We start from the raw sequence: 23,519 nt of genomic DNA, 5'->3' as shown, positions 1-23,519 counted from the left end.
ACAATGAAATCTACATCCAATTATATTGTATATGTCGTGGCGGTAGTTGTTGTGCTGGCCTTCACTTTCAGCTCCTGCAAGGATCAATTCGATATAAACGTGCTGCGAGAGAGCCCTAAGATGGTGGTCTATTGTTTCCCGTCGACGGCTGATACCACGTTTATCAATGTCAGTAGAAGCATTCCCGTACAGCAGAAAAAGATCGCCGACGAGGTGAAAGCTATCAATAATGCACGCATCTCTTATCGAATCAATAGGCAAGAGCAGGTCGTTCGGCAGAAGCGTAGCGGTCAATACTACGTGACAAGCCTGCAACGACCGGGCGATCAGATTGACTTGGCTATCTCGGCAGACGGTATCGGCTCTGTTTATGCATCTACAACGATTCCCAAAGAGGTGCCGATTGCACAGCTGAAAATGCAGGAAGTCCGGCGGTATGATTATGAAAGTGGGAGAGCTCAGAAGTATATACAGATGCAACCCACTTTCACCGACGATGCAGCGAGCGCTGACTATTATGCTGTGAGCGTATCGGCGAAGGGTTATTTCAGAAAAAACGGAGGTCTTTATCAGGGCTATCCGCCGACTGAAATTGCCCTTGATTCAGCGTGGTTTCGTATGGAAATCAACCCGAAAGACGAACCTTTGCTCAAGCCTTTGTCTGATCTTGACAGCAATTTCGGCTTTGAGAGCGGGTCGTATAACCGTTTTTACATTTTCGATGATAAACAGATCAATGGGCAAACCTATACAATGCATCTCAATGTCAGTGATTGGTTTAACGATTATCAACTGAAAAATATAAAGTATTTTACAGAACTTTATTGCATCACTCGCGACTATTACCTGTTCATTAAGTCGTTGAATGATGCTGCAAACAATGGTCTTGCACGAGTAGGTCTGGCTCAAATCAGTCCGATTTATTCAAATATCGTCGGCGGAATAGGCCTTTTGGGTGCTTACACCGTAAACCGAAAGGAGCCCGATAAACGCTGACAGCCTCTGTCATCTGCTGCTCCTAACAGGGATTTTAATTTCTGACTACAATGAGAAAAGAAGTAAGTGGTAAGAGTGTAAAATAGCAAGTATTTAAAAATCAATCTCTGACAACAATGGAAAAAGACGAAAAAAAGAAGCTGGATTTCGTGCTCCGATATTATCAATCGGGTAAACTTGATACACAGAAAGCCCTCTGTGAAATCAAAAAACGCAATCATCGAGCCGTTGAACGTCGTTTGTGGCGATACGTTTCGATGGTAGCCGCCCTACTGATTTTAATGATTGGCGGTGTGACATACCTTTTGCGTGATAAACAAACGGTGCTCAAATCAGGTGAGACGACAGTTGTCTATCTCCTGCCCGACAGTTCGCGGGTTACGCTTGCACCGCATTCCACGCTGTCGTATGCGACAACAGACTGTCGCAATGTGCAGATGTCGGGCCGCGTTTATTTTGAAGTGCGGCGCGATATAGCCCGTCCTTTCAATGTGAACGACCGTATCGGGTGCGTTCGGGTGCTTGGAACCAAGTTTGAAGTAGACGAAAAAGCACAGGCCACGAGCGTGCTTGTCAACGAGGGGAAAGTACTTTTTACTGCTCGTTCGACAACTGACGGCCTCTTTCTGACACGTGGGATGAGTGGCACTTTGTATCGGGGTGCCCGTCGCCCCGAGCTCAATCGTCGTCCCGATATCAATCGAACGGCGTGGGCTACGCATCAATTTCATTTCCGTAACACCCCGCTCAGCGAGGTACTCCGTACGCTTTCAGCCTATTATGGCGTATCACTCATGACAGATCAGTCGCAAAAACGCCTCACTGCCGACTTCCAAACGGAGCGTTTAGACAAGTTAGTGAGAATCATCGAGCATACATTAGAGGTTGAAATTCGCTCTTTTCCAAGCCCCTAAGTTAGGAGCTTAGGAGTGTCTGAGAAGCATATTTGCTACATCATTGGCGCAGTTTTCGAGATTCAATTGCTGCTCGGCTATCTGCCGACCACGCTTACCCATTTCGTGGGCAACTGACGGATGAGTAGCTAAATAATTTATGGCATGCTCCCATCCGCGTGCATCGGCTACGTCGACAGCGATTCCGCAGCCGGCCTTTTCAATGTCTACGGGCATCTGCGGATTGTATGTGTAAACGAGCGGAAGACCTAAGGCCAAGGCTTCTACAATCGTAGTGAGCCCCACGGTATAGTCGGATGAGTGACAACAGACCACAACGCACTGTGCGCGATTGACCAAATGACTCATTTCCTGATGCACCATTCCCTCGACAAAGTGTACTTTCACGTTTGGCATAAGCTGCAATTCACGGAGCTGCTGTTCGTAATCGTCATTGAGATAACGCTTACAAATATAGATGTCTAATGCTTGCCCCGCATTGTTGAAAGCCGTTACCAACGTCGGAATATCACGCAACTCTCGACCCGTAGAGATGAAACCGTGGCGATTGGTGATGTCGAATTGCGTTGCCAGTCGGTTGTAATAGTCGAGGTCGGCGCCCCATCTCGCCACGCTCATACGGTCTTTTCGTGCTTTGGGTGAGCGCAGAGAGTCGTTCAAAAGTTTATTGGAGAAGAAGAAAAGATGGTCCATTCCTCGGTAGAAAAGCCGTGCGATGCATTCGCGCAACGGGTTCTTTGCCTGACGAATGGGCTGGTGGTGCCACACAAAAATGGGTTTTCTGTAAAGTCCCAAGGCGCGGAGAAAGATAAGAATTTCTATTCCTCGGAAAGTCGTTGCATAGATCGTGTCGAATCGTTCGCGACAAGTGAGGATGCACCAAGCCGTATGCAGCGTGAGCATCCACCGCCTACGAGGACGGATAGGACGATGAAACACGACGTCAATGCCGTACTTCGGCAAGTGCGTTGCACCGTAAAGGAAGTGTCCGGGGAATCTTCCTTCCTGCCAATCGGTATAGACTCGCTTTGTGTCTATCGTGTGATAATAATATACTTTCATTGTTCTCGTGTCTGCAAAAATAGCTAAAAATACTTGATTTATCCGTTATTTAGTGCTATTTTTGCAATTCTTAAACAGGCAAATGGGCGCTTTCCGCCTTGCGACCGACAATGAGCGAGCTGAAAGATAAGACCGCCAAGGGACTCCTTTGGGGTGCAATGAACAACGGAGCAATGCAGATTCTCAATGCTGTTTTCGGCATTGTGTTGGGGCGTTTATTGTCTTTGAGCGACTATGGATTGGTCGGAATGCTCGCGATCTTTACTGCTGTGGCGAGTGCTTTACAAGAAAGCGGATTTACGTCGGCGCTCGTTAACAAGCAAGATGCAGCCGACCGCGATTTCAATGCAGTGTTTTGGTTCTCTCTGTTGATGGGAACTGGGCTGTATTTTGTTCTCTTTCTTTGTGCACCTCTCATTGCTTCGTATTTCCACCAGCCCGATATCATTGTGTTGTCGAAGGTTGCTTTCCTTGCGATTCCGCTCTCGGCAATCGGCATTGTGCCTCAGGCGTATATGTTCAAGCACTTGATGGTGAAAGAAACAACAGTTATTCGTATCTCGGCTCTACTCATTTCAGGCCTTGTCGGCATTACGATGGCGCTATTGGGAAAGGCTTATTGGAGTTTGGTTTGGCAGCAGCTGCTGTATGTTTCGATTACGAGTTTCGGTAAATTTTCCTGCATTCGGTGGCGCCCTACACGCAAAATAGACTTCACTCCGGTTCGGGCGATGTTCGGGTTCAGCTCAAAGATGATGCTGACGACGATTATCAACACCGTGAGTAACAACATTCTGACTGTCATTTTCGGTCGGTTGTTCTCTTCAAGCATTGTAGGCTGCTTCACGCAGGCTTATAAATGGAATACGATGGCCTATTCGTTGGTGGCCGGAACGGTGGCGCAAGTGGCCCAACCGGTGTTTGCCCGGGTGACGGATGACGACAGTCGGCTGGCTCAAGTGTTCCGAAAAATGGTGCGATTCACGGCTTTTCTGTCTTTTCCCGTTATGTTCGGATTGGCCATTATAGCACGAGAGTTTATCGTGTTGACCATTGGAGAGAAGTGGATTCCCAGTGTCCCGCTGTTGCAGATACTGTGTGTCAGCGGCGCGTTTCTACCTCTTCACACTGCATTTCAGAATCTTTTGGTCAGCAAAGGGCGGTCGGATGCGTATATGTGGGGCAATATCGGACTGATACTGACATCTATCGGCACTATCCTTGCATTCCATTCGCAGGGTATTGAGGTTATGGTGGCAGCTTATTCGGCGTTGAACATCGTGTGGGTGAGTGTCTGGCAGATTCTCGTCCATCGTTTGATTTCGGTCAGATACCGTGATATGGCCCGCGATGTAATGCCTTTTTTTCTCACATCGGGTATCGTTATGCTGGCCGTTTTTTATGGAGCGGCGTTCATCGAGCCTATGTTCTTGCGAATGATCGTTAAGATATTGGTGGCTGCTTTGGCTTATTTTGCCGTGATGAAGTTGGCTCATGCGAAGATATTAGACGAGAGTTTGCAGTATCTCTTGCATCGAAAACGATAACTGTTTGTTGTTTTTACCGTACCAACAGGCGGTAAGGCGTGAGCAGATGGGTAATGAGCAGGCTGCCGTTCCACGCCAGAAGATAGAGCGTGAGACTTGCCGTGACAAAACGGAAAATAAGTCGCGGCCCTGGATTCAGTATCCGAACGAGATACGCCATACCGACAGGAAAGATGAAAATCCAATCTGCCGACATTATGTAAACCTCGTTAATGCCAAACCCCAAGATGATATGGAGGGTGAAATCGATGGCAAACCACGATGCACACATCTGTAAAAGAGAAGACCGACGGCCACACAGCAGCCCTATGAAAAGCAATGCCAGCAAAGTAAATTCGATGATATAATTGTGTATCGAACGATAAGTAACGAAGACGGGTCGCGTAAAGGCCATATCTTCTAACGGGTGATCACAATGTAACTGAATGGATTCGCCGAAGAGATTTTCGATAATTGAGGGTACGCGCGGCGTTGTTACGTCAGTCATTTTGAGCAAAGGCAGGTTGCTGATAGGTCTTCCTGTGTGTTCGGTTTCCCACTGCTTGCGTTGTGATTGATGGCGAGCCACGCCCGCACTATCTTTCTTTTGCTTCGCTTCCGTAATCTGTCGGACAGTCGTTTGTTGTGGAATCTCATAGACTTTGTACTGGAAACGCTGGATGGCGAACAGTAAAGCGAGGGGTAACAGGGCACCGATGAAGATGAATTTTATTGTCGGCACACGGCGGCCATTTATAAAGAGGGCGGCCAAAAGGGTTTTAGCCCCGTTGGTAACGGTGACTCCTGCGGTAAGGAATAACAACAAAGCTGACTGCCAAAGCGTGAATGTTTCGCCGCGTTTACATTTCATTCCCGCCACATATAGTGTTAAAGTGAGTAGGAAAAGGGACAGGACGAAATGGTCGGGAACGATCATTGCGACCATCACGTGTGCCAAACTGAAAAATAAAAGTGTGAGAAGTAGGGCGTCGATAATGCCGAGTCCGATGACGTCTTTCATCGTTCGGTAAAGGAATATGAGTGCGTAGACGGCACAAAAGGTGGTCAGTGTACCCATTAAGAACACTGCGAAGTTGATTCCTGTGGCATCCATCAGCCATTGATTGATTTGAAACAAGGGTAGAAGAAGCGACAGAAAGAGCGGGTGACGCATTGTTTCAAAGTGGATTCTAAGGTTTGACAGCGTGATGTAAGACCAACAATCGTAACCCGACATACGGAAATTGCGCGAGAAAATAGACCAATATCCCAATGCGCCTCCTTTGAGAAAGAGGGGCGAATATTGGTAAATCATCAGGCCGAGCAGTGTTGCGATGACTACAAAAGCTGTGAGAGCGATCCACCGCTCTTCGTTTTTCAACTTGAAAATGCGTATCATCGGAGGAGGTATTGCACAATGAGTGTTACATTATAAACCAAAAGCGAACCGGCAAGACACGCCGTAATGCCACGTAAAAGTATGCGTTTTCGTCCCTGTAAAGTTTTAAACAGAAAACCCGTTGTTATTGTCGGGACAAACGCCCAATGCGGAGTCATAATGTAAACTTCATTGATTCCGAAGCCGATCAACAGATGAAGCAGTAGGTCGAAACCGAAAAACGAGAGGCTCATCCACATCAATCGGCTTCTGCGTCCGCACCAAATACCGCACAGGAAGAGGCAGATAATCAGCCCTTCGGCGATATAGGGCAGGGCCGAACGATAACGAACGATGACCGGTCGGCCTGCAAGCGTGTCTTCAAGGAGATGTTCTCGGTGTAGGATAAACGACTCGCCGAAGAGATTCTCGATGCAAGTGGCGCCCCGCGAAGTGCTGATGTCGCTCCAATTTAGGAACTCTACTTGTGCGATGGGCGTTCCTTTGTGTGCTACATTGGGCTCTTGCTGCTGCTTTTGATAGGCTTCTAAGGCGCGAAGTCGCATCACCGAGTCGACGATTGCAGCGATTTGGACTGAGTCTTTCAGCTCATTCGCTGTTTGATAGGCCTGAAACAGTTTCGCACGTTGTCGTTTTTCGCTTCGTACTTTGAATGCTTCACGTCGTTCGTTTTTAGGCTTTTCAAATGTGTCGAACTCCCATTGAGCGAACATCCCGAGTCCGATAACGGGAAGAATGACGGCTGGAAGTAAGAACGAAGGCTTGAAAAAGCGGCGGCGATTGGTGAAAAGTGCGGCAAGAAACACCTTTATGCCGTTGGTGAGCGATATGCCCGCAGTGAGCAGAAAGAGGCCAACGGTTTGCCATCGGGTCAACGGTCGGCCTGCCATTTGTCGTCTTCCGTTGACGTAAAGGGTGAAGATCAGTATGAACATCGATAAGATGAAATGGTCGGGAACAATCGAAGCGACCAACACATAAGCAAAAGAAAAGGTGAGAAAAGCGAGCAATAGCGCATCGACTTGCGGCAAACCGATAAGTTCTTTGAAGATTCTTAACAGAAAAATAAAGGTATAAAGTGTGCAGAAAAGCAGCAAAACGGCCACAACGAATTGTACACAGTTAAGACCGGTAAGCGTTATTAAACCTTGATTGAGCCCGTAAACAGGGTACATCAAGAATGCCAACAGCGGATGTCGGTATATGTTATAGCCCGTGGTCCACTGTGAAACGACTTCATAAGTCAATGGATCGTAACCTGAAATGTGGAAAGTCTGAATAAAAAAAGCCCGATAATTCTTATGAGATAAGGTGAATTGGGTTGCGTACTTGTGAATAACAAGCGCGTTTAAAACGGTGAAGAGTACGATGAGCAGCAGTGCAGGCCATCGCTCTTCTCGGTGAATTTGAAAAAGACGGAGGATTTTTCGCATCGTTTCAATGTTTTAAAAAGAATCGCACCAAGATGAAATTGACCGGTACGCAGATGCAGAACATCGGAACAGGAGCCCATTGTCGGCTTATGCCCAACCATAGAAAGAGGTTTAATGTGCCTATTTGCAACAGGTAATTGATTACGTGCGACAGGACGAAACCGGCCCCGCGGCGAGCGTTTACTTTCACTTTGAATGTGTAATGGGTGCTTGCCAGAAAGTTGAAAACAAAGCTAATGGCATAGCCGATGCTCATAGCTACGGTGGAATATAGTTGTATTTGCGCTGCCGAAGCTTTGTTTGGGATGAATAAAATCAATGCACTGTAAATGCCATATTGCAACAGTGTGGCTATAATTCCGACGATAACGAAGCGTAAAACCTCGCCCATCTGTTGTCGTTTGGTCTCATCTAAACGGGCGAAAGTATCCTTGATCTGCATAGTTTAACATCTCTTTGTCGCCCCGACTGTCGCCGTGGGCAATGAGTTTGTATTGTTCTCGATAGGGTAAGAGGGCCTGAATGCGTCGCACTTTCTCTGCTCCGTAACAGTTGGGAGTGCTGAATCGGCCCGTAACCAACCCGTTTTCGACTTCAATTTGCGTGCCGATGACCGTCACATTAGGCACGTCTCGAAAGAAGGGAAGTACCCAGCGGTCGACGCTTGCACTGACAATGAAAATTCGGTAACCGTTAGATGCAACCTCATTAACGGCTTTTCGCGCTGCATCTAACAGCAAATCGGCACGCGAAAGACCGTATTTCGCACAGAGATCATCAAACACTCGGATGCTCATTCCTTGAAAGAAGTGTGTGAAGAGACGCTCTTTCGCCCGACCATTAGCGTATAATCGCAGTTTCATCAGTATTAATAACGGGCTGAATAATAGTAATCCACAGTATAACGAGCGACTTCCGCACGTGTAGCGAATGAAATCTAAGAATGAGTCTCGCCGTGTCAGTGTGCCGTCAAAATCGTATATATAAATTTGTTCTTTCATCACTTACAAAAACTACTGTATCTACTACACCTACCAAACCTACTTCACAACAAATAAATCAACACAAAAAAACTCACGCTCCAACCCAAAACGATGAGTTGTGTAAAGCGGTCGTGCAGGATGACTTGTGTTGGATCGCCGCTCTTTCCATCGACAACGGCCAGCTGGATATACCTTAACAGTCCCACTAACACAAATACACTGGTGAGGTAAAGATAACGTGTGTGAAGTCTGCTTACCACTTCCGGTGACACCGTATACATCACATAGCATACCAAAGTGACCGAAGCCGTAATGGTGATAGCCTGATTAATGAACGTAAGATTATATCGACTGGTGTTCATTCGCGGTGGTTCGCCTGTCTGATTCATTCTAATCACATCGTCGCGACGCTTAGCGAAAGAGAGAAAGAGCGTTAATAGGAAGGTCATCAGCACCAACCAGTTGCTGAGAGCGATGTCGGTAGCCTCGCCACCGGCCAGAATTCGTAAGACGAAACCGAATGCAACAATGCACACATCGATGATGGCGTAACGCTTCAAGACCTTACAATAGGCGATATTCAGCAACAAATAGCCCAGCAAAACGCTGCCGACACGCCAACGATTGGGACCGAGACTCAGCACTAAAACAACTGAGCCGGCCGTGAGTAATGCCATCATCACATATGCTTGGAGTATACTGACAGCACCGGAAGCAATCGGGCGGTGGCATTTTACGGGATGTTTGCGGTCGGCTTCTATGTCGATGACATCGTTAAAGCAATAAATAGCCGAGGCAATCAGGCTGAAAGCACAGAACGTAATGGCACAAGTCGTGATGTCACGCACGTTTAACAGACTGCCGCCAAAGAACATCGGGATGAACACAAAAGCGTTTTTAATCCATTGTTGAGGCCTGATCAGGCGAAAGATTTGTTTCATTTTGCGAGTTTCCTTTCTATCAAACGTACCGTCTGATGCAGCAACCAAGCTGCCGGTAACGTGATTCCCACGCAGACGAAGAAGGTGGGCCAATAGCCCCAATGCCATTTCTCGATATATGCCAAAACAAAGTTGAGGTGGAGAAGATAGGCTTCTAAGCTGAGTGCTCCTATGAAACGGCACATCTGATTGAACCATTCGGGGGTGTGACAAAGCACTCTATTGAGGATGAAAATGGCTGTAACAGTGAGCGGAATATACAACATCCGCTCCACATAAAGTGGGAATTGGCCGTGCAATTGCTGTTCGAGGAAGACAGAAGCACATAGAGCCATCGTGAATATAAGGACTATCAGCCAGATGGAAGCACCGTCCATCGTAGCTTGTCGACGTACCATCTCACCGCAGTTGATGCCGATAAAGAAAATGGGTAGCCTGCTCCAGAAGATCTCCAAATGGCCCACGAGATCGTGAATGGGCGTTACCCACTGCACGAGTATGCACCACATAATCATCACTACGGGTAACCAGCGATATATCGGATGCTTAATAATAAGTTGCATATAGGCCGGTGCGACTGTGTAAAGCATCATTATGGCGGGTATATACCAAAAAGTGAGTTCGCCGTTGAGCCAAAAATCCCAGTTGATAGTAATGTCGCCGACAGTGTCTGATAGGCTTTGGCTATGTCCCTCGCCGTGAATGAAATCGGGAATGTAGTACAAACAGGCCACGATCAGCCAAGCGGGATAGATGCGGAGATAGCGACGGGAAAAGAAATACGTGATAGACGGATGCTGAGTCCACGCAAACCAGAGCCCCACTCCGCTCAAAAAGAGAAATATATCGACACCGATGTTGCCCATTCTACGTAGTCCGAAGAATGCATCTGACTGTGGAAGGGATACGTGAAAGAGGATAATGAAGAGCATCGCAATGCCCATCAACTCGCCGCGAAACCTGCTGATATTATGCAGTTCGATGTCTTCGATCTTCCATTTCATTTCTTTGCGTATGCTCACAGTTTAGGATTGGAAATTCGTTTTATCAATGCTCGGAATAGCCACGCTATCGAAACGGAGGCGATGAGATAGAGCAACAGTCCCGAATAAACGTCGCCTCGGTGACTCATCGGTATGAAAATCTTGCGCGTAATAGGGTGGCATACGAAGAGAGCTGCGGATATTCCGCCCATCCACGACAGCGGATCAGTCAGCCATCGAGGTAAAAATCGGATACCGCTCACAGCAAATGCACAGACGAACAGCGGCACCCAAAACCACGATTGATAATTGATGCTGAAACTGACAACCGCCACCGACGACAGAATAAGAATTGTCCACAGTGCCACCGATGGCCAAGGGCGTTCCCATCGGGCATAAAGCAGGCCTGTACCGAATGGTAATACGCCGCCGATGAAGTTATATCGCAGGCGGTTCAGCGTCTCTCCGTCGGGCTGACAAACTGTTTGCAATAACCAGCAAATGGCTATCAAAGCCACTGTAAAGCCCCAATGACGACGGTAAAGCAGCAGTCTGTACACGCAATAGAGTTGCAACATCAGTCCGAAAAACCAATAGGGTCCCGGCCAAATCACTTTATCAGGATGGGGGAAGAGATTACTTATCATCGCGAGTTGTGCCAAAACGTTCCCGAATTGATAGTGGAATGTGCCTGGGGTAATGCTGTCTACAATTGTAAAAGCCACAAATCCTACCATCATTAATTTGAAGAGCTTGAGGAAGTGGGGATAGATGAAAGAGCCTCCCCAAGACTCTACCAAGGAGTGGAGACGTTTTTTAGAGGATGTCTCTTGGTTCTTTTCCCCTTCTTCGGAGAGATTAGGGGAGGTCATTTCATACTTTCTCACTAATCCGTAAGCACTGAGGAAGAGGAAGATAGGGACTCCGTAATGGCCGAAAAATGATAAGAGATGGAGCGGGAAATAAAGATCGGGATGCTGAATGACCTGTATCAGTTGTGTCACATTGTGTCGGGAAAACGTGTATTCATTCTCTTTTATGATGGGACTGAGCCAATGACAGTAGTTGTGTAATACAATGCCGAGGATTGCCAAACCACGAAGTGCTGCACATTGATGGCGAGCAAGCATGCCGGTTTTCCCTTTCCCCTCTGAAAGAGGAGTGATTTTTGCAGTGTTGGAACAGGCTTGCACGTTATTGGGTTGCTTATTTTTATAGTCTTCCACTTACTTTATTATATGTAGGTTTATCATCGATGTGCGTTCCCTTCTCTTTTGGAGAGAATCGGTTTGGCTTGTATTTGCATATCCATTTACCACTAATGCACGTTCTCCACTCCTTTGGAGGGGGTGAGAGAGGCCGCTGTTTGAGACCTGAGTTTATCGTAATCCACGCGCCCTTTGAGCAGTCTCGGGCGACGTTCGTCATACTTCGGCGAGAGTATATTGTATTGTTCGTGATAGGCCGGGGCGTGAATGCCTGCGAGATAAAGCAACAAATGGGGAACGGCATCGGTCATCAGGCGACGCCGATGGGCCATAACAATTTTGCGAAAGACTTCGGGATGGTGTACGGCATACTTGTGTGAACACCAGATCCAGAACGGAATCTCAAACTCATAGCGTGCCAAATCGTAATCGATCTGTGCCGAATGATTGCGACAAATGAAGCCGCGCATCCCCTCGTAACACTCTTCGCCGTGGTCGGGCATATAGATTACGACGGCATCTTGATGTTCGAAGCGACGGCAGATTTGGTCAACAATTGAGTCGTTATATAACACAGCATTGTCATAATCAGCCAAAACGCGTTTTTGTCGATTGTTCAATTCGGGCCGTTTCGCATCATAATCCTCTGTATGAAAGCGTCGGCGGTCGCTCGGGAACCGTGTCCGATAGTTTACGTGTTGTCCGATTAAATGAAAAATAATCAGATTATGCTCGCCGTTTTGCACTTTTAAGCGTTCGTAATCACGCAAGAGTCCGTCGTCATAAGCGTGCAGCGAGTCGTTGCGCGTGTCGAATTGCGCCTTGCTCAATGTAGGATTGTTCAAGAAGAAGCCGCCGCTGAAATCGTAAACGGCCTCTTTTGCCTTGGGTAGAAACTGATTGGTGAGGAATGTTACGTGGTAACCCGCCTTGCGAAATAGCTCTGGGAACAAGGGATAATCACACCATTCGTGGGCTTGTCCGATAACGTGCGTCGAGAAAACGTTCTTAAATACGAAGCTCGTTAAGTTCCAAGGAGACACCACATCTGTGTATTTTACGAGCCGTCCTGAGGCTTCGCGCTTTACTTGTCGGGGTGTTGTGGGCATAAAATAACCGTATTGCTGCGAGTGAAGACGGCCGTAACTCTCACCGATAATCAATATGATATTCGGTGAACGATAGATACAGCTGTCTACTTTTGCCTTGTTCGCGGCTACAATCAACTTATTGATTTGCTGCGAAGCCAATGAGTTGGCATAGAGATTGAATACCAATCTACTGATGGGGGTATAGAGAATGGCGTGATCTTTCTCGGTCAATGTATGCTCGACGGCGCCTATCGTTTCGGCCGACATCAGTTTCCAAGTGGCCGACTTGTTGTGAGCCGTTACGGCAATGCCGTAAATCAGCAGTGCTATACAAAGCAAACCGACTGCTGGTTGATACCTCCCAAGCCTGTTGTGCAACCGTTGTCGGTAGGCTTTCAGGAAGATTTTCGCGCGATAAGAAAGATATTTTTGCAGTTGTGGTATAAATATTTTGGCTATGTGCAAAAGTATTAACAGCACGATAAAGCCTACCGGAGAGAAGAGAAGATCAGGTGAAAGATAAGTTTGGAGGAACTCACTTGCCTCGCGACTGTCGGTTTCTCCCACGAGCAGAAGCATTGTCGGTGTGATGGTCGAGTCGAATTTGACGAAGCAATAAACGTCTATTATAGCTGTCGAATAAAGAATCAGATAGAGCAAAGCCTTTATCCACAATCGCACTCGATGCGGAATGAGTGCCAACAACACACAGACGGCATACAAATCGACGAAAAGCTCGGTGTAAGTATGCTCATAAAGGTGCGCCCCTCGCGTATTCGGGACAGTGAGCCAAGCACAAATCACCCCCAATGCGTACATAAATGCGAAGAACGCCGCATTGATGTGCACGGGGTAAAAAGCCCAACTGAAAATTCGTCCCACCCAAGCCAGGATCTTCATCTATGCTTTTATTTTTCTGCAAATGTACGCCTTTTTTAGCTTACAAGCAATAATTCGGTCTGAAAATTACGGCTGCTCGTCCACATCTCCTGTTGATTCGCTCTACAATGCATGTTTCACGGTTACTCTGGGGTTGGTTCCTTTCGTGATTGGACGATGTGTATTTCAATTATGTTGCACGGCCTGGCCACGAAGGTGTGTGCCCCGCTCCTAACGGATTGGATACCTATTAACGCACACTCACTGACCATCGTTACGATTCGGTCAAAGGACCGTTCATTTCGCTGTATAAAACCGATGGAAAACTGTTCATCGAATTTCCGCCCACTTCTTTGGGGCGGGATATGCTCATCGGTGTCTAACCCGCAAATGGGCGAGTCGGGATTCAAAAACACGAGCTTAGTGCATATCCGATTTGTCGGGAAAGACAGTTCGGTGGTGATGTAGGTGGTCAACTCTGAACTCCTTACCACGGCTATCAATGCACGTGCTGTGGCCAATGCCAAGCTCAATTACGACAATCTCGACTTTCAGAGTTGCCAGGATTGAGCGGTCATCCGTATCGAATGCTGGCCTGAGACCTGCAAGCGATGGCGATGGGAGCTGTTCACCGCCTGGCCATTTCTATTATTTAGACTCTACTTCTTACGCCCCGATGATCTATTGTGAAGACGTTTATCAAGATGTTTTCCGGAAAACACTGGCCGGCGACGAGTCACTTACAGAGACGGACATCACAATGCAGCGCCTGTATGTAGGTCTGTTGAAGTCGGGGTGAATGATGTCTATATCAGCAATGTTCGCGGTCTGCATTCGGCGGTTGACGATTGTGCGTTTTTTACTTTGGGCGCGGTTATGGAGAACCCGAATCGATGTGGACAGTTACCATCGACCGCACGTTTGAGTTTATCCTGCACTATGCGTAGCAGTTAAAAATCCTGTCTGCACGTATCAAGAAAACCTGAAATGCAGACCTGCGTATCCATTACACACTTCTGCAAAGGCGCCTGGTGCGGTATCTGAGTCCCTAATGGAGTCGAGGTTTGATAAATAGGAAGTCGCTAATGGCATTATATATAAGTAGATAAAAGTACAAAAGTATAAGGGTAGAAATAAGGCACACCTTTAACTCTTGTACTTTTTTCTTTTGAGTGGGACTTAATTTACGAATTATAAGTGTTTGAGAGTTTAGTAATTCGTGAAATTATCGTGATAGTTCGTAGTAAAATATAAAGAATTATAAATAATAATTGCTATTATGATCATTGTGAATTCCACAATGTCAAAAAGGGAGATAATCCCCATTATAATCCTTATTCTATAATCTCGATTACTGGTGTTGTAAATATTTTGGATTCATCGAACTTCCGTTAATATGGGGTATCGCTTGTATTGTCTTATTGGCAATAAACATTATCGGGATTGAAACTAAATAGCTAATGGAAATAAGGACAATATAGATAAGTAGTGGATATTTGAATCCATAGATGAAATCGTGGAATAGATAGTAGCAAAAGAAAGAATGGGTTAACCATATTATCAGTGAAAGTTTTCCCATAATAAGCAAAAATCGTTTTAGTATTCCAGTAAAGTTGATATGCAATAGAAGAAAAATATAAGCGAATTCGAAGAAAGGTGAGGTTATCGCACTTGAAATGAAACAATTTAAGATAAATAAAGTAAATAAAATTAAAGGGGCAGTAACACTATTAGATTTAAGAAAAGGGATGTTTGTCCGTCCTTGTTCTACTTGCCTATGAAAAATGGCGCCAATAACAAATGGAAACAAGGTATTGAAATATATTAAGATATAATTATACCACGCTGTATAAGCCTGAGTCGGGGCAATATAACGGCTAATTACATAGCAGCTAACAACATAGAGAAAACCTGAGATGATGAGACTAAATACACATCCTACTTTATCAATAGTTTTAAATATCCATATCGAAGTAAAGGATAACAACATATATGGAAATAAAAACCACGTCTCGGAGTTATAGCTACTGCTGAGACTCGTAATGTTCAAGATGATGTCAGTAATGCTACCCGGGTATTTGCTTGCATTAACGAAGTGTCCAATACTAACGAATATCAACAGAATAAGCCAATAATGGATATAAAGTTTCAACAACCTCCTCGACTGCCCTTTGAAAGAAAGGTTGCTATGAAAATAGGTATAACTTAATCCATAGCCGCTAAGCATAAGGAAAATTCCAACTGGATTGCAGGCCCGACTAATGATATTCACTAAAGGCACTCCACCAAGGAATATTAGCGGATCACAAAAATTCCCAATATCGGGATTATTGAATAGATGAAGGAATAACATCATCAAAATAGCGACACCTTTTAATATGGTCGTCTGTTCTCTTGTCATTGCATTAAATGTTTAATGCGATGCTTTTTACTCGAATTACGAAAGAGATAGCCAAGTACCTAACGTGAAGCGTGGACGAAATCACCCACGTCCAGAGGTACTTGGCGGAAACCTACAACAAGGAATGAGAGACGCCCACGCTATCGCGGACGTTCACATATTCATTCATTCTTGTTGTTCATTCTACCGCCAAGTTTCCTGAACGTTATTGAATAAATAGCAAACGCTAAATTATTAACCCACAAAGAAAGATCTGAGCACATCTGTGCACCAAGTCCAATGCAAAGTTACAATTTTATTTCTATTTTTATTACTTGATGTTAAATTATTTTGTTTCCTGTCTTATACTTTTTATTAAACAGGTTTATCTATATAAATCAATAACTAATATAGAATTAATTGATGGATTTAAAATAATGCAATCTGTGCGTCAAACTCTCTGGATATTGATACATACCTTACTTTGAGTTCACGTTAAATATTTTCAATCTAAAATGTATTTGTGGAATTCTCAATTGGCAAATTTTCATTACTTTTGCAACGGTTAAGGAAACAGATTACGGTAGAATGCACGATATCGACCGAATTTTCAAATGTTATTACAGACCGTTATGCCTTTACGCCATCCATTATTTGCAGGATGTGGATGCTGCAGAGGACGTTGTACAGGAATGTTTTACCCGGTTGATTGAGCGTGGACAAACAGAACAACGACCGGAAAATGTCCGGGGCTATTTGTATGCGTCTGTGAGAAACGCCTGTGTCGACATGCTTCGCAAGGGACAATCTTTTGACTGTTCTATTCAACCGCAAGATTTAGATGAGCGTATCAGCGATGAGGAAACAATAGAACGGTCTGCTCACGAAGCCGAGCTTTGGGCTGCCATAGATTGTCTTCCGCCCAAACGCAAACAGGTCTTGCTGATGGCAAAACGCGATAATATGACGTATCAGGCTATTTCAGAAATTCTCAAAATCTCCGAAAAGACTGTCGGGAATCATATTTCGCGTGCCCTTAAAGCACTTCGTGTTAAGTTCAATTTAAGTGATAATTGATAATTGGGGTGATAATCTGTTTATTCTGTAAACCAATTCTCTTCATCTATGACTGAATTGGAAATATGTATTGTCAAAGGGTCCAACGACAGTACTATGATAGGGCGTACTAAATAATCTTAAATATTAACTAAGAAAAGGCTATGATATTTCCTAATATTTACTGTTAACAAGTCGTATACTTGTGGGGCAGAACTTAGGGAGTTGTAAGGGTCTACTCCTATACTTCTCGTTTGATACAAATATGCATTAAAAACGAAAGAAAGGTTTGTTTTTATTTGGAATATTCGACAGTTTGGTGTCTTTTCGGAGGTTTTTTCTTTCGAATTTTGACCGTTTTCTGGATCTTTAAATAAAGTCTCTATCTGAAAAGTGTTCAGATTTTTAAGTTTTTTATTGATTAGGAAAAAGCAAATTCAGAAATCAAGTGTAAGGTTGCAGGAATTTTCGAATGTTTGTAGCATTTTGGCTGTTTTCATCATACTCTGATAGCCATTCATTGTTTCTTTGGAAGATTGTGCAGCATTGCGTGTCGCATTTACGGAAGTCATACTGCTGACTACGTCATCTGTTGCATCGCAGGCAATGTTTGCTCTTGTGGCTTGTGTTCCCAATTCCTTATCATATTCGGAAATATAGTATATCCCTACGTTAATGCCCATTTCAATCAGTCTGACGGGGCCGGTTGCACCTGCTGCCATACCGGTAAATACTCCCTGTAAGGCTTGGCTGCCTACCTGCCACCAAAAGGCTTTGTTGTTACAAGAAGAAATATATTCTGCCGCTTTGATAGCAGTCTGCTCGTTAAGGATAATTTCTATAACTCCTTGATGAGTGCATATCATACGTGATTTGTTTAACAAAGCAGGTCGGCCTTCTATTTTCACTTGCATATGCGGTAATTGCCACTCGCAAGCCTGTGTTTTGTCACAATCGTGGTCTACCGCATATGCAAGGCAGCTCACTATGACGACGCCTGCCGTGAAAATGAGGGCGGCCTTGGTGGCAAGCAAAGCTGCGGCGGCCACTGCTGCCGCACTGGGCGTGGCACGATCGCGGCGGTAATGACAATTCCGATACAGACTTCTACACAGAGGTGTGCACAGACCTGCGTAGAAACTTTGCGGATTCCGGCAGCCGAAATTTGCAGAAATCTTTCGGTCGTCTACATTCAGCAGAGGTTCTTCCGCTTTCGTATTCACCACATAGCGTTCTGCACGGGTATATCTCCGTTGTTACACTGGGCGGGGGTAAACAAAAATTTCGAGGGCGTTTCTTTCTCTATCTCTTGGCAAAGTTCCAAAGGGAAAGTTATATGCTTGTCGAACAACAATAGGAATGGTAACCTACCACACAGCCTAAAAGGCCTCCACCAGCAGCAAACATATATGGGCGTAGTGTCGTGATACCTGTGAGTCTTAGTTTATATTCCATTATTTCTTAATTTTAAGTCAGAAATTTGCTGCATGTACTATTTGGTATCGTGTTGATTCCGAAAAAAGAGTTGACACAAATGGCAGCCAACAAACGATACTACTAATTTTTTGCTTAGTATCATAGAAAGAGGCAGCAAAATAGTAAATAAGATGTCGCTGCCTATCTCGATAACTGGTAATAAAGTTGGCATCCAGTTGATCGATGTTGGTTGGCAACTCTATGCGGATAATTCTCGAGTCGCCAATATAAGTTTCTAAATATTGTAAATTATCAGTGTCGCCCGAATTGGCAAAATAGCTATATACATTATAAATTAAGGGGGCTATCACAAAGAAACCAATAGCCCGCAAAATACCACTGGGACAAGATCCTATAGTTAAAACTATAGCCAACCATTTTTCTTTATTCATTTGTCATTCCTTTAATGAATAAGCAGCAAAACAATACTCAGACCCTTTTAGTAATTCTACCTCCTGCCGCTTACAATATCATTTCTTCCCGAATAGTCTCACCAACTCGTCTTTGTCAATGATACGTGTAAGATACTCCGTTACAAACAGTCGATTTTCCTCGGCTGTGACGTTGTCTTGAACGTCGAAATAAGGAATTGACTTTGTGGAGCGGTCATAGGGGGTGCCGTCATCATTAAACTTGCGATCAACTTTACCTGAAACAAACTTGTGCCAGAATACCGGGACAGGATTCTCTTTCGTTCCGTACTTCGGGTCATTCAGCTGTGTCTTGTTGATATGAACAAGGAATACATTGTCGGGATTGAAATAAGACTTTCTTCTTCCTGCTCCCAGGTCACCTCCTCGCTTCTCTTTATTGAAAAAATCAACGCCATCAAACATATAAAATGATACATACTTTTTTAGGGAATCATTATAAAAGGATTCTGTATGACAACGTTTCCTGTGTCTATATCGGTCGCTATAAGTTTTATTTTTGAACCATGTCTGATCATAACCATGGGGGAAACTGACGGAAATGATTTTGGAATCTTTAATATAAGTATCCACATACTTCAACCCGTCTGTATTACCGGTGTTGAAGAGGTATTCACAAGCATTGTACAGCAGTGGTGCCAATACGAAAAAACCGATGGCCCTCAAAATACCACTGGGACAAGATCCTATAGTTAAAACTATAGCCAACCATTTTTCTTTATTCATTTGTCATTCCTTTAATGAATAAGCAGCAAAACAATACTCAGACCCTTTTAGTAATTCTACCTCCTGCCGCTTACAATATCATTTCTTCCCGAATAGTCTCACCAACTCGTCTTTGTCAATGATACGTGTAAGATACTCCGTTACAAACAGTCGATTTTCCTCGGCTGTGACGTTGTCTTGAACGTCGAAATAAGGAATTGACTTTGTGGAGCGGTCATAGGGGGTGCCGTCATCATTAAACTTGCGATCAACTTTACCTGAAACAAACTTGTGCCAGAATACCGGGACAGGATTCTCTTTCGTTCCATATTTAGGATCATTTAGCTGCGTCTTATTCACATGAACCAGGAAGACATTTCCGGGATTGAAATACGACTTTATTCTTCCTGCTCCCAAGTCACCTCCACGTTTCTCCTTGTTGAAGAAGTCAACTCCCTCAAACATACATATTGCGACATGTTTTTTTAGTCTAGCATCATAGAAAGAGGCAGTAAAATAGTAAATAAGATGTCGATGCCTATCTCGATAACTGGTAATAAAGTTGGCATCCAGTTGATCGATATTGGTTGGCAACTCTACGCGGATAATTCTCGAGTCGCCAATATAAGTTTCTATATACCGTAAATTGTCAGTGTCGCCCGTATTGGCAAAATAGCTATATACATTATAAATTAAGGGGGCTATCACAAAGAAACCAATAGCCCGCAAAATACCACTGGGACAAGATCCTATAGTTAAAACTATAGCCAACCATTTTTCTTTATTCATTTGTCATTCCTTTAATGAATAAGCAGCAAAACAATACTCAGACCCTTTTAGTAATTCTACCTCCTGCCGCTTACAATATCATTTCTTCCCGAATAGTCTCACCAACTCGTCTTTGTCAATGATACGTGTAAGATACTCCGTTACAAACAGTCGATTTTCCTCGGCTGTGACGTTGTCTTGAACGTCGAAATAAGGAATTGACTTTGTGGAGCGGTCATAGGGGGTATTATCCATTTTAATTTGGCGATCAACAGTTCCTGAAACAAACTTGTGCCAGAATACTGGGATTGGATTCTCTTTCGTTCCGTATTTAGGATCATTTAGCTGTGTCTTATTCACATGAACCAGGAAGACATTGTCGGGATTGAAGTACGACTTTATTCTTCCTGCTCCCAGGTCACCTCCGCGTTTCTCCTTATTGAAGAAATCTACGCCCTCAAACATATAAAATGATATATACCTTTTAAGGGAATCACTATAAAAGCTTCTTGTGTAGCAACATTTCTTGTGTCTATATCTGTCACTATAACTATTAAATTTAAACCATGTCTGATCATAACTATGAGGAAAGTTGATGGAAATAATTTTGGAATCTTTTATATAAGTATCTACATACTTCAACCCATCGGTGTTACCGGTGTTGAAAAGATATTCACAAGCATTATACAGCAGTGGTGCCAATACGAAAAAACCGATGGCCCTCAAAATACCACTGGGACAAGATCCTATAGTTAAAACTATAGCCAACCATTTCTCTTTATTCATTTGTCATTCATTTAATGAATAGGCGGTAATAGGTCCACCTGCCTTATTCCTGTCATTATTAATCGTCTCTTGCAGTTTTGTTATCATATCTCGTTCTGCAACATCAATCTCTTGATCATATGCTTCAGCTATTTTCATGGCAGCAAATCCACCAAGGACGCCTAAGCCAATTTTAGCAATATTCGCTCCAAACTTTTTCCAACCATTGCTTACTTCTTTGGCATGTTTGGCAGAAATTTTCTCAACGTTTTGCTTTTGTATAGAAGCATGTTTTGCAGCAGCTTTTGTATTCTTCTCTGCGGCTTTCTGAGCTAACCGTTTATATCCCCTTTCCTGTGCAGCAAGGTCCTGAGAAACCTTTTTCACTGTCTCGTATGTAGCCTTTGTATCTTTAGCTGTTTTCCAGCTTCCTTCAGCTACACCTTCGCCTATCTGCAATTCATTCGAATGTTCCGTAAGCCATTTGTCATGATACTCTTTACTATTATACATTTCATTATGATGTGACTTTGCTGTAAACCAGTCGTAGAAGTGAAAACCACTGGATATAGTCAGTGACACGGGATTCAGTCCGCCAGTTGCTCCGCTGACCATTCCCTGCCAAAATTCGCTCTCACACTTTTTTGAGATAATTTCTTTATTGGCGGCTGTTAACATACTGGCAGCCTCTTGCGCAATAGCATCATCCATGATAATCGTTATCAAGCCTCCTTGTGGGCATTCCAGTAAGGAACGATCGACAATCACATAATTGCCTCCCACCTTTATGTTCCGATGATATGCATCCCATGTCATACTGGATACTACATCACAGTCATTCTCCTGCTTATAGCCATAGGTTATAGCTGTAAGCGCGAGTGTAGCTCCTGCAATGACACCTGCTGCTGCCAAACTTTCTCCTACAAGAAAGCCGACAGTTCCAAGAGCAAGTGCACCGAGTCCGCCTGTTCCAACAACAAGAACTCCTACCGCTGCTACTACTAATACTGCTGCAGCCAAGCCAAGCAACATACCTCCCAAGTTGCTCAAAATGCCCAAAGCAAAACTTTTGGTCAGCCTGCATTCAAAACATGCTGATATCTTGGTGTCTTTATAAGTCATAATAGGTGTAGGATCAGTTGCGCGGTATTGTTCAAAACGTGGTTGTTCAATGCATCCTATTTTACGAGGGACACCGCATGTCATGTTTGTGCAGACAATGTTTGTTCCCAAATATACAATTTCAAAGGTCATATTCCTATTCTATTTTTCTCAATTTGCAAAGTATCGTTAAGTCAACATTGTTTACTACCTCTTCGATTAGATGTACTTCAGCATTTTCAATATGCCGTTCTGCCTCATTAACTGTTTCACGGATATTGAAAGATGGTCTGTACTGCGTAAATTTATATTGGATAGTCGGTTTGAACTGCTCATCATAGAATCGAACAATGTCTGATGACGAAGTCACATGTTCATCCACACTCCCATTCCTGTCGTAAACAACTTTATTTGGAGATTCCTGATGTATTTTAGGTGTCATAGTCATTGGGAATGAGATTCCCTTGAACAATTGAGAGGGAAAAGTTATGGCATAAGGTTCATTATACTCTTGTTTTTCCACGAGATAATGATCGAAAACAAGCATATAAAACATCTTGCTGTTCATTTCTGCTTTCATCATTTCCTGGTCAAGAATCAGCTTGTCCTGAGTTTCTAGAAACTGTTGAACAGCATTTTGAGTAGCGCTCGATCTTAGGAACTTGTATTTATCCCTGAAATGTTCTTTATAGTCTTCCCATGCCTCAACAACTTCTTTGTGGTTTACTATTTCACCAATATGGCCAGTATTCATATCCACATTTATGACAGCCTTACATTTTATCTTCTCAAGATCTACGACCATGTCCATCCCTGCTTGATATTGCGTTGGAAAAACAGAAACGATATTGTCATCGATGTTGAATGCAAGCTGCATGATGTCGTGGCGAGAATTATAGACCTTTTCAACAGTATAATCTGTTTTCAGCCTATTAGTACTGACAGGCATACCATTTATCTTCATAGCAACGGTTTGCTCATTTCTGTATCGGACTTGTTGAAACTCAACATATTCTTTCTCTTTAATTTTCTCTTTCAGTTCTTCCCAATAGCCCATAGTCAGAGTTCTAATTGATATTAACAGGTTTTCCTTTGATCGTTATGGTCTTACCTTCAATTGTGGTCTCTCCGTTCACCTCGTTCTTATTTCCAGTAATCTTATTATTCTCTCCATCGAGTTCTATATTCTTGCTTTTGATGGTTACCTTATCCTTGGTAATGGTAAGTACACTGCTTCCGATAGTCAGTGTGATTTTTGTCTTTCCCGACAGGTCGATATTTCCGTCTTTGTCCATCTTCAGCACACTGGCATCTTCGCCTACGTTTGTACACGAACAGGAACCGGCATTCAAGCTGTGGCTTCCCCTTCCATCGAAATTCATATTTACTCCTCCGTGGTCGTGCAGGGTGACACTTCCGTCG

The 23,519-nt window shown here is 44.1% G+C and carries 24 protein-coding genes and 1 pseudogene; 6 read left to right on the top strand and 19 right to left on the bottom strand.

Annotated elements, in window-relative coordinates; translation table 11 throughout:
* Positions 1-3 precede the first annotated feature (3 nt).
* Positions 4-996, top strand: coding sequence for a DUF4249 domain-containing protein (locus tag RWY97_RS05155; protein WP_315565911.1), 993 nt, complete (start codon positions 4-6; stop codon positions 994-996).
* Positions 997-1,112: 116 nt separating this feature from the next.
* Positions 1,113-1,910, top strand: a complete 798-nt coding sequence (locus RWY97_RS05150; RefSeq protein ID WP_315565909.1) for a FecR family protein — start codon at positions 1,113-1,115, stop codon at positions 1,908-1,910.
* Between the two features lie 9 nt (positions 1,911-1,919).
* Here RWY97_RS05150 and RWY97_RS05145 read toward each other — a convergent pair whose 3' ends face one another.
* Entirely contained in the window at positions 1,920-2,972 is a 1,053-nt protein-coding gene (locus RWY97_RS05145) for a glycosyltransferase (protein ID WP_315565907.1), read from the bottom strand.
* 110 nt (positions 2,973-3,082) lie between these two features.
* On the opposite strand from RWY97_RS05145, the gene RWY97_RS05140 reads away from it, so the two are divergent.
* Complete coding sequence (locus tag RWY97_RS05140; RefSeq protein WP_315565905.1) at positions 3,083-4,519, top strand: lipopolysaccharide biosynthesis protein; 1,437 nt, start codon at positions 3,083-3,085, stop codon at positions 4,517-4,519.
* A 13-nt stretch (positions 4,520-4,532) separates the two neighbouring features.
* Here the strand turns inward: RWY97_RS05140 and RWY97_RS05135 are convergent, their stop codons facing one another.
* The 8 genes from RWY97_RS05135 to RWY97_RS05100 all read right to left on the bottom strand — a co-directional run bounded on the left by RWY97_RS05135 (position 4,533) and on the right by RWY97_RS05100 (position 13,436).
* Positions 4,533-5,897, bottom strand: coding sequence for a DUF6080 domain-containing protein (locus tag RWY97_RS05135; protein ID WP_315565903.1), 1,365 nt, complete (start codon positions 5,895-5,897; stop codon positions 4,533-4,535).
* Positions 5,894-7,330, bottom strand: a complete 1,437-nt coding sequence (locus RWY97_RS05130) for a DUF6080 domain-containing protein (RefSeq protein WP_315565901.1) — start codon at positions 7,328-7,330, stop codon at positions 5,894-5,896. Before RWY97_RS05130 ends, RWY97_RS05135 begins: the two co-directional genes overlap by 4 nt.
* Positions 7,331-7,334: 4 nt before the next feature.
* Positions 7,335-7,772 carry a GtrA family protein gene (locus RWY97_RS05125; protein WP_315565899.1) on the bottom strand — a complete coding sequence of 146 codons (438 nt, stop codon included), beginning with the start codon at positions 7,770-7,772 and terminating at the stop codon, positions 7,335-7,337.
* Positions 7,738-8,331 carry an HAD family hydrolase gene (locus RWY97_RS05120; protein ID WP_314739877.1) on the bottom strand — a complete coding sequence of 198 codons (594 nt, stop codon included), beginning with the start codon at positions 8,329-8,331 and terminating at the stop codon, positions 7,738-7,740. Before RWY97_RS05120 ends, RWY97_RS05125 begins: the two co-directional genes overlap by 35 nt.
* Positions 8,332-8,375: 44 nt before the next feature.
* A complete protein-coding gene (locus tag RWY97_RS05115) occupies positions 8,376-9,254 on the bottom strand; it encodes a decaprenyl-phosphate phosphoribosyltransferase (protein ID WP_314739875.1) in 879 nt (292 codons plus the stop codon).
* Positions 9,251-10,258 (bottom strand): acyltransferase family protein, encoded by a 1,008-nt coding sequence (locus RWY97_RS05110; RefSeq protein WP_315565897.1) that lies wholly within the window; start codon positions 10,256-10,258, stop codon positions 9,251-9,253. The genes RWY97_RS05115 and RWY97_RS05110 overlap by 4 nt, the downstream gene beginning before the upstream one ends.
* A 14-nt stretch (positions 10,259-10,272) precedes the next feature.
* Positions 10,273-11,367 carry an acyltransferase family protein gene (locus tag RWY97_RS05105; RefSeq protein ID WP_315565993.1) on the bottom strand — a complete coding sequence of 365 codons (1,095 nt, stop codon included), beginning with the start codon at positions 11,365-11,367 and terminating at the stop codon, positions 10,273-10,275.
* 188 nt (positions 11,368-11,555) lie between these two features.
* Entirely contained in the window at positions 11,556-13,436 is a 1,881-nt protein-coding gene (locus tag RWY97_RS05100) for a phosphoethanolamine transferase (protein WP_315565895.1), read from the bottom strand.
* A 156-nt stretch (positions 13,437-13,592) separates the two neighbouring features.
* On the opposite strand from RWY97_RS05100, the gene RWY97_RS09950 reads away from it, so the two are divergent.
* Both RWY97_RS09950 and RWY97_RS05090 read left to right on the top strand, forming a co-directional pair.
* The gene (locus RWY97_RS09950; RefSeq protein ID WP_315565894.1) at positions 13,593-13,883 is read left to right on the top strand and encodes a hypothetical protein; all 291 of its coding nucleotides are present in this window, start codon (positions 13,593-13,595) and stop codon (positions 13,881-13,883) included.
* A 52-nt stretch (positions 13,884-13,935) separates the two neighbouring features.
* Positions 13,936-14,214, top strand: a complete 279-nt coding sequence (locus RWY97_RS05090) for a hypothetical protein (protein WP_315565892.1) — start codon at positions 13,936-13,938, stop codon at positions 14,212-14,214.
* A 552-nt stretch (positions 14,215-14,766) separates the two neighbouring features.
* Here RWY97_RS05090 and RWY97_RS05085 read toward each other — a convergent pair.
* A complete protein-coding gene (locus RWY97_RS05085; protein ID WP_315565890.1) occupies positions 14,767-15,816 on the bottom strand; it encodes an acyltransferase family protein in 1,050 nt (349 codons plus the stop codon).
* 567 nt (positions 15,817-16,383) lie between these two features.
* Between RWY97_RS05085 and RWY97_RS05080 the strand changes: the two genes are divergently transcribed.
* Complete coding sequence (locus RWY97_RS05080) at positions 16,384-16,872, top strand: RNA polymerase sigma factor (protein ID WP_315565889.1); 489 nt, start codon at positions 16,384-16,386, stop codon at positions 16,870-16,872.
* A gap of 416 nt (positions 16,873-17,288) precedes the next feature.
* Here RWY97_RS05080 and RWY97_RS05075 read toward each other — a convergent pair whose 3' ends face one another.
* The 9 genes and pseudogenes from RWY97_RS05075 to RWY97_RS05035 form a co-directional block, all read right to left on the bottom strand.
* Positions 17,289-18,074 carry a PAAR-like protein gene (locus RWY97_RS05075; RefSeq protein WP_315565886.1) on the bottom strand — a complete coding sequence of 262 codons (786 nt, stop codon included), beginning with the start codon at positions 18,072-18,074 and terminating at the stop codon, positions 17,289-17,291.
* 109 nt (positions 18,075-18,183) lie between these two features.
* Entirely contained in the window at positions 18,184-18,306 is a 123-nt protein-coding gene (locus RWY97_RS05070; RefSeq protein ID WP_315565884.1) for a hypothetical protein, read from the bottom strand.
* 17 nt (positions 18,307-18,323) lie between these two features.
* Entirely contained in the window at positions 18,324-18,719 is a 396-nt protein-coding gene (locus tag RWY97_RS05065; RefSeq protein WP_315565882.1) for a hypothetical protein, read from the bottom strand.
* A 78-nt stretch (positions 18,720-18,797) separates the two neighbouring features.
* Entirely contained in the window at positions 18,798-19,484 is a 687-nt protein-coding gene (locus RWY97_RS05060) for a DUF8188 family protein (protein ID WP_315565881.1), read from the bottom strand.
* A 78-nt stretch (positions 19,485-19,562) separates the two neighbouring features.
* The gene (locus RWY97_RS05055) at positions 19,563-20,234 is read right to left on the bottom strand and encodes a DUF8188 family protein (RefSeq protein ID WP_315565879.1); all 672 of its coding nucleotides are present in this window, start codon (positions 20,232-20,234) and stop codon (positions 19,563-19,565) included.
* A gap of 96 nt (positions 20,235-20,330) precedes the next feature.
* Entirely contained in the window at positions 20,331-20,696 is a 366-nt protein-coding gene (locus RWY97_RS05050; protein ID WP_242400687.1) for a DUF8188 family protein, read from the bottom strand.
* Between the two features lie 324 nt (positions 20,697-21,020).
* Positions 21,021-22,250, bottom strand: a complete 1,230-nt coding sequence (locus RWY97_RS05045; protein ID WP_315565877.1) for a hypothetical protein — start codon at positions 22,248-22,250, stop codon at positions 21,021-21,023.
* 4 nt (positions 22,251-22,254) lie between these two features.
* A complete protein-coding gene (locus RWY97_RS05040; RefSeq protein WP_315565876.1) occupies positions 22,255-23,154 on the bottom strand; it encodes a hypothetical protein in 900 nt (299 codons plus the stop codon).
* A 10-nt stretch (positions 23,155-23,164) separates the two neighbouring features.
* Positions 23,165-23,519: pseudogene (locus tag RWY97_RS05035) on the bottom strand (type VI secretion system tip protein VgrG); the annotation flags it as partial.

This window comes from Hoylesella pleuritidis, from assembly GCF_963541955.1.
Lineage (GTDB): Bacteria > Bacteroidota > Bacteroidia > Bacteroidales > Bacteroidaceae > Prevotella > Prevotella pleuritidis.
Note: the sequence above shows the minus strand (reverse complement) of the source record. Positions and strands in the feature narration are given on the sequence as shown.

Coding starts and splice junctions, on each gene's coding strand:
- RWY97_RS05040 (WP_315565876.1), bottom strand. CDS start 23,154: ATGGGCTATTGGGAAGAACTGAAAGAGAAAATTAAAGAGAAAGAATAT.
- RWY97_RS05115 (WP_314739875.1), bottom strand. CDS start 9,254: ATGAAACAAATCTTTCGCCTGATCAGGCCTCAACAATGGATTAAAAAC.
- RWY97_RS05090 (WP_315565892.1), top strand. CDS start 13,936: ATGCCAAGCTCAATTACGACAATCTCGACTTTCAGAGTTGCCAGGATT.
- RWY97_RS05130 (WP_315565901.1), bottom strand. CDS start 7,330: ATGCGAAAAATCCTCCGTCTTTTTCAAATTCACCGAGAAGAGCGATGG.
- RWY97_RS05065 (WP_315565882.1), bottom strand. CDS start 18,719: ATGAATAAAGAAAAATGGTTGGCTATAGTTTTAACTATAGGATCTTGT.
- RWY97_RS05150 (WP_315565909.1), top strand. CDS start 1,113: ATGGAAAAAGACGAAAAAAAGAAGCTGGATTTCGTGCTCCGATATTAT.
- RWY97_RS09950 (WP_315565894.1), top strand. CDS start 13,593: ATGTGTATTTCAATTATGTTGCACGGCCTGGCCACGAAGGTGTGTGCC.
- RWY97_RS05145 (WP_315565907.1), bottom strand. CDS start 2,972: ATGAAAGTATATTATTATCACACGATAGACACAAAGCGAGTCTATACC.
- RWY97_RS05060 (WP_315565881.1), bottom strand. CDS start 19,484: ATGAATAAAGAAAAATGGTTGGCTATAGTTTTAACTATAGGATCTTGT.
- RWY97_RS05135 (WP_315565903.1), bottom strand. CDS start 5,897: ATGATACGCATTTTCAAGTTGAAAAACGAAGAGCGGTGGATCGCTCTC.
- RWY97_RS05120 (WP_314739877.1), bottom strand. CDS start 8,331: ATGAAAGAACAAATTTATATATACGATTTTGACGGCACACTGACACGG.
- RWY97_RS05080 (WP_315565889.1), top strand. CDS start 16,384: ATGCACGATATCGACCGAATTTTCAAATGTTATTACAGACCGTTATGC.
- RWY97_RS05110 (WP_315565897.1), bottom strand. CDS start 10,258: ATGAAATGGAAGATCGAAGACATCGAACTGCATAATATCAGCAGGTTT.
- RWY97_RS05105 (WP_315565993.1), bottom strand. CDS start 11,367: ATGCTTGCTCGCCATCAATGTGCAGCACTTCGTGGTTTGGCAATCCTC.
- RWY97_RS05140 (WP_315565905.1), top strand. CDS start 3,083: ATGAGCGAGCTGAAAGATAAGACCGCCAAGGGACTCCTTTGGGGTGCA.
- RWY97_RS05155 (WP_315565911.1), top strand. CDS start 4: ATGAAATCTACATCCAATTATATTGTATATGTCGTGGCGGTAGTTGTT.
- RWY97_RS05100 (WP_315565895.1), bottom strand. CDS start 13,436: ATGAAGATCCTGGCTTGGGTGGGACGAATTTTCAGTTGGGCTTTTTAC.
- RWY97_RS05070 (WP_315565884.1), bottom strand. CDS start 18,306: ATGGAATATAAACTAAGACTCACAGGTATCACGACACTACGCCCATAT.
- RWY97_RS05045 (WP_315565877.1), bottom strand. CDS start 22,250: ATGACCTTTGAAATTGTATATTTGGGAACAAACATTGTCTGCACAAAC.
- RWY97_RS05050 (WP_242400687.1), bottom strand. CDS start 20,696: ATGTTTGAGGGCGTAGATTTCTTCAATAAGGAGAAACGCGGAGGTGAC.
- RWY97_RS05085 (WP_315565890.1), bottom strand. CDS start 15,816: ATGACAAGAGAACAGACGACCATATTAAAAGGTGTCGCTATTTTGATG.
- RWY97_RS05125 (WP_315565899.1), bottom strand. CDS start 7,772: ATGCAGATCAAGGATACTTTCGCCCGTTTAGATGAGACCAAACGACAA.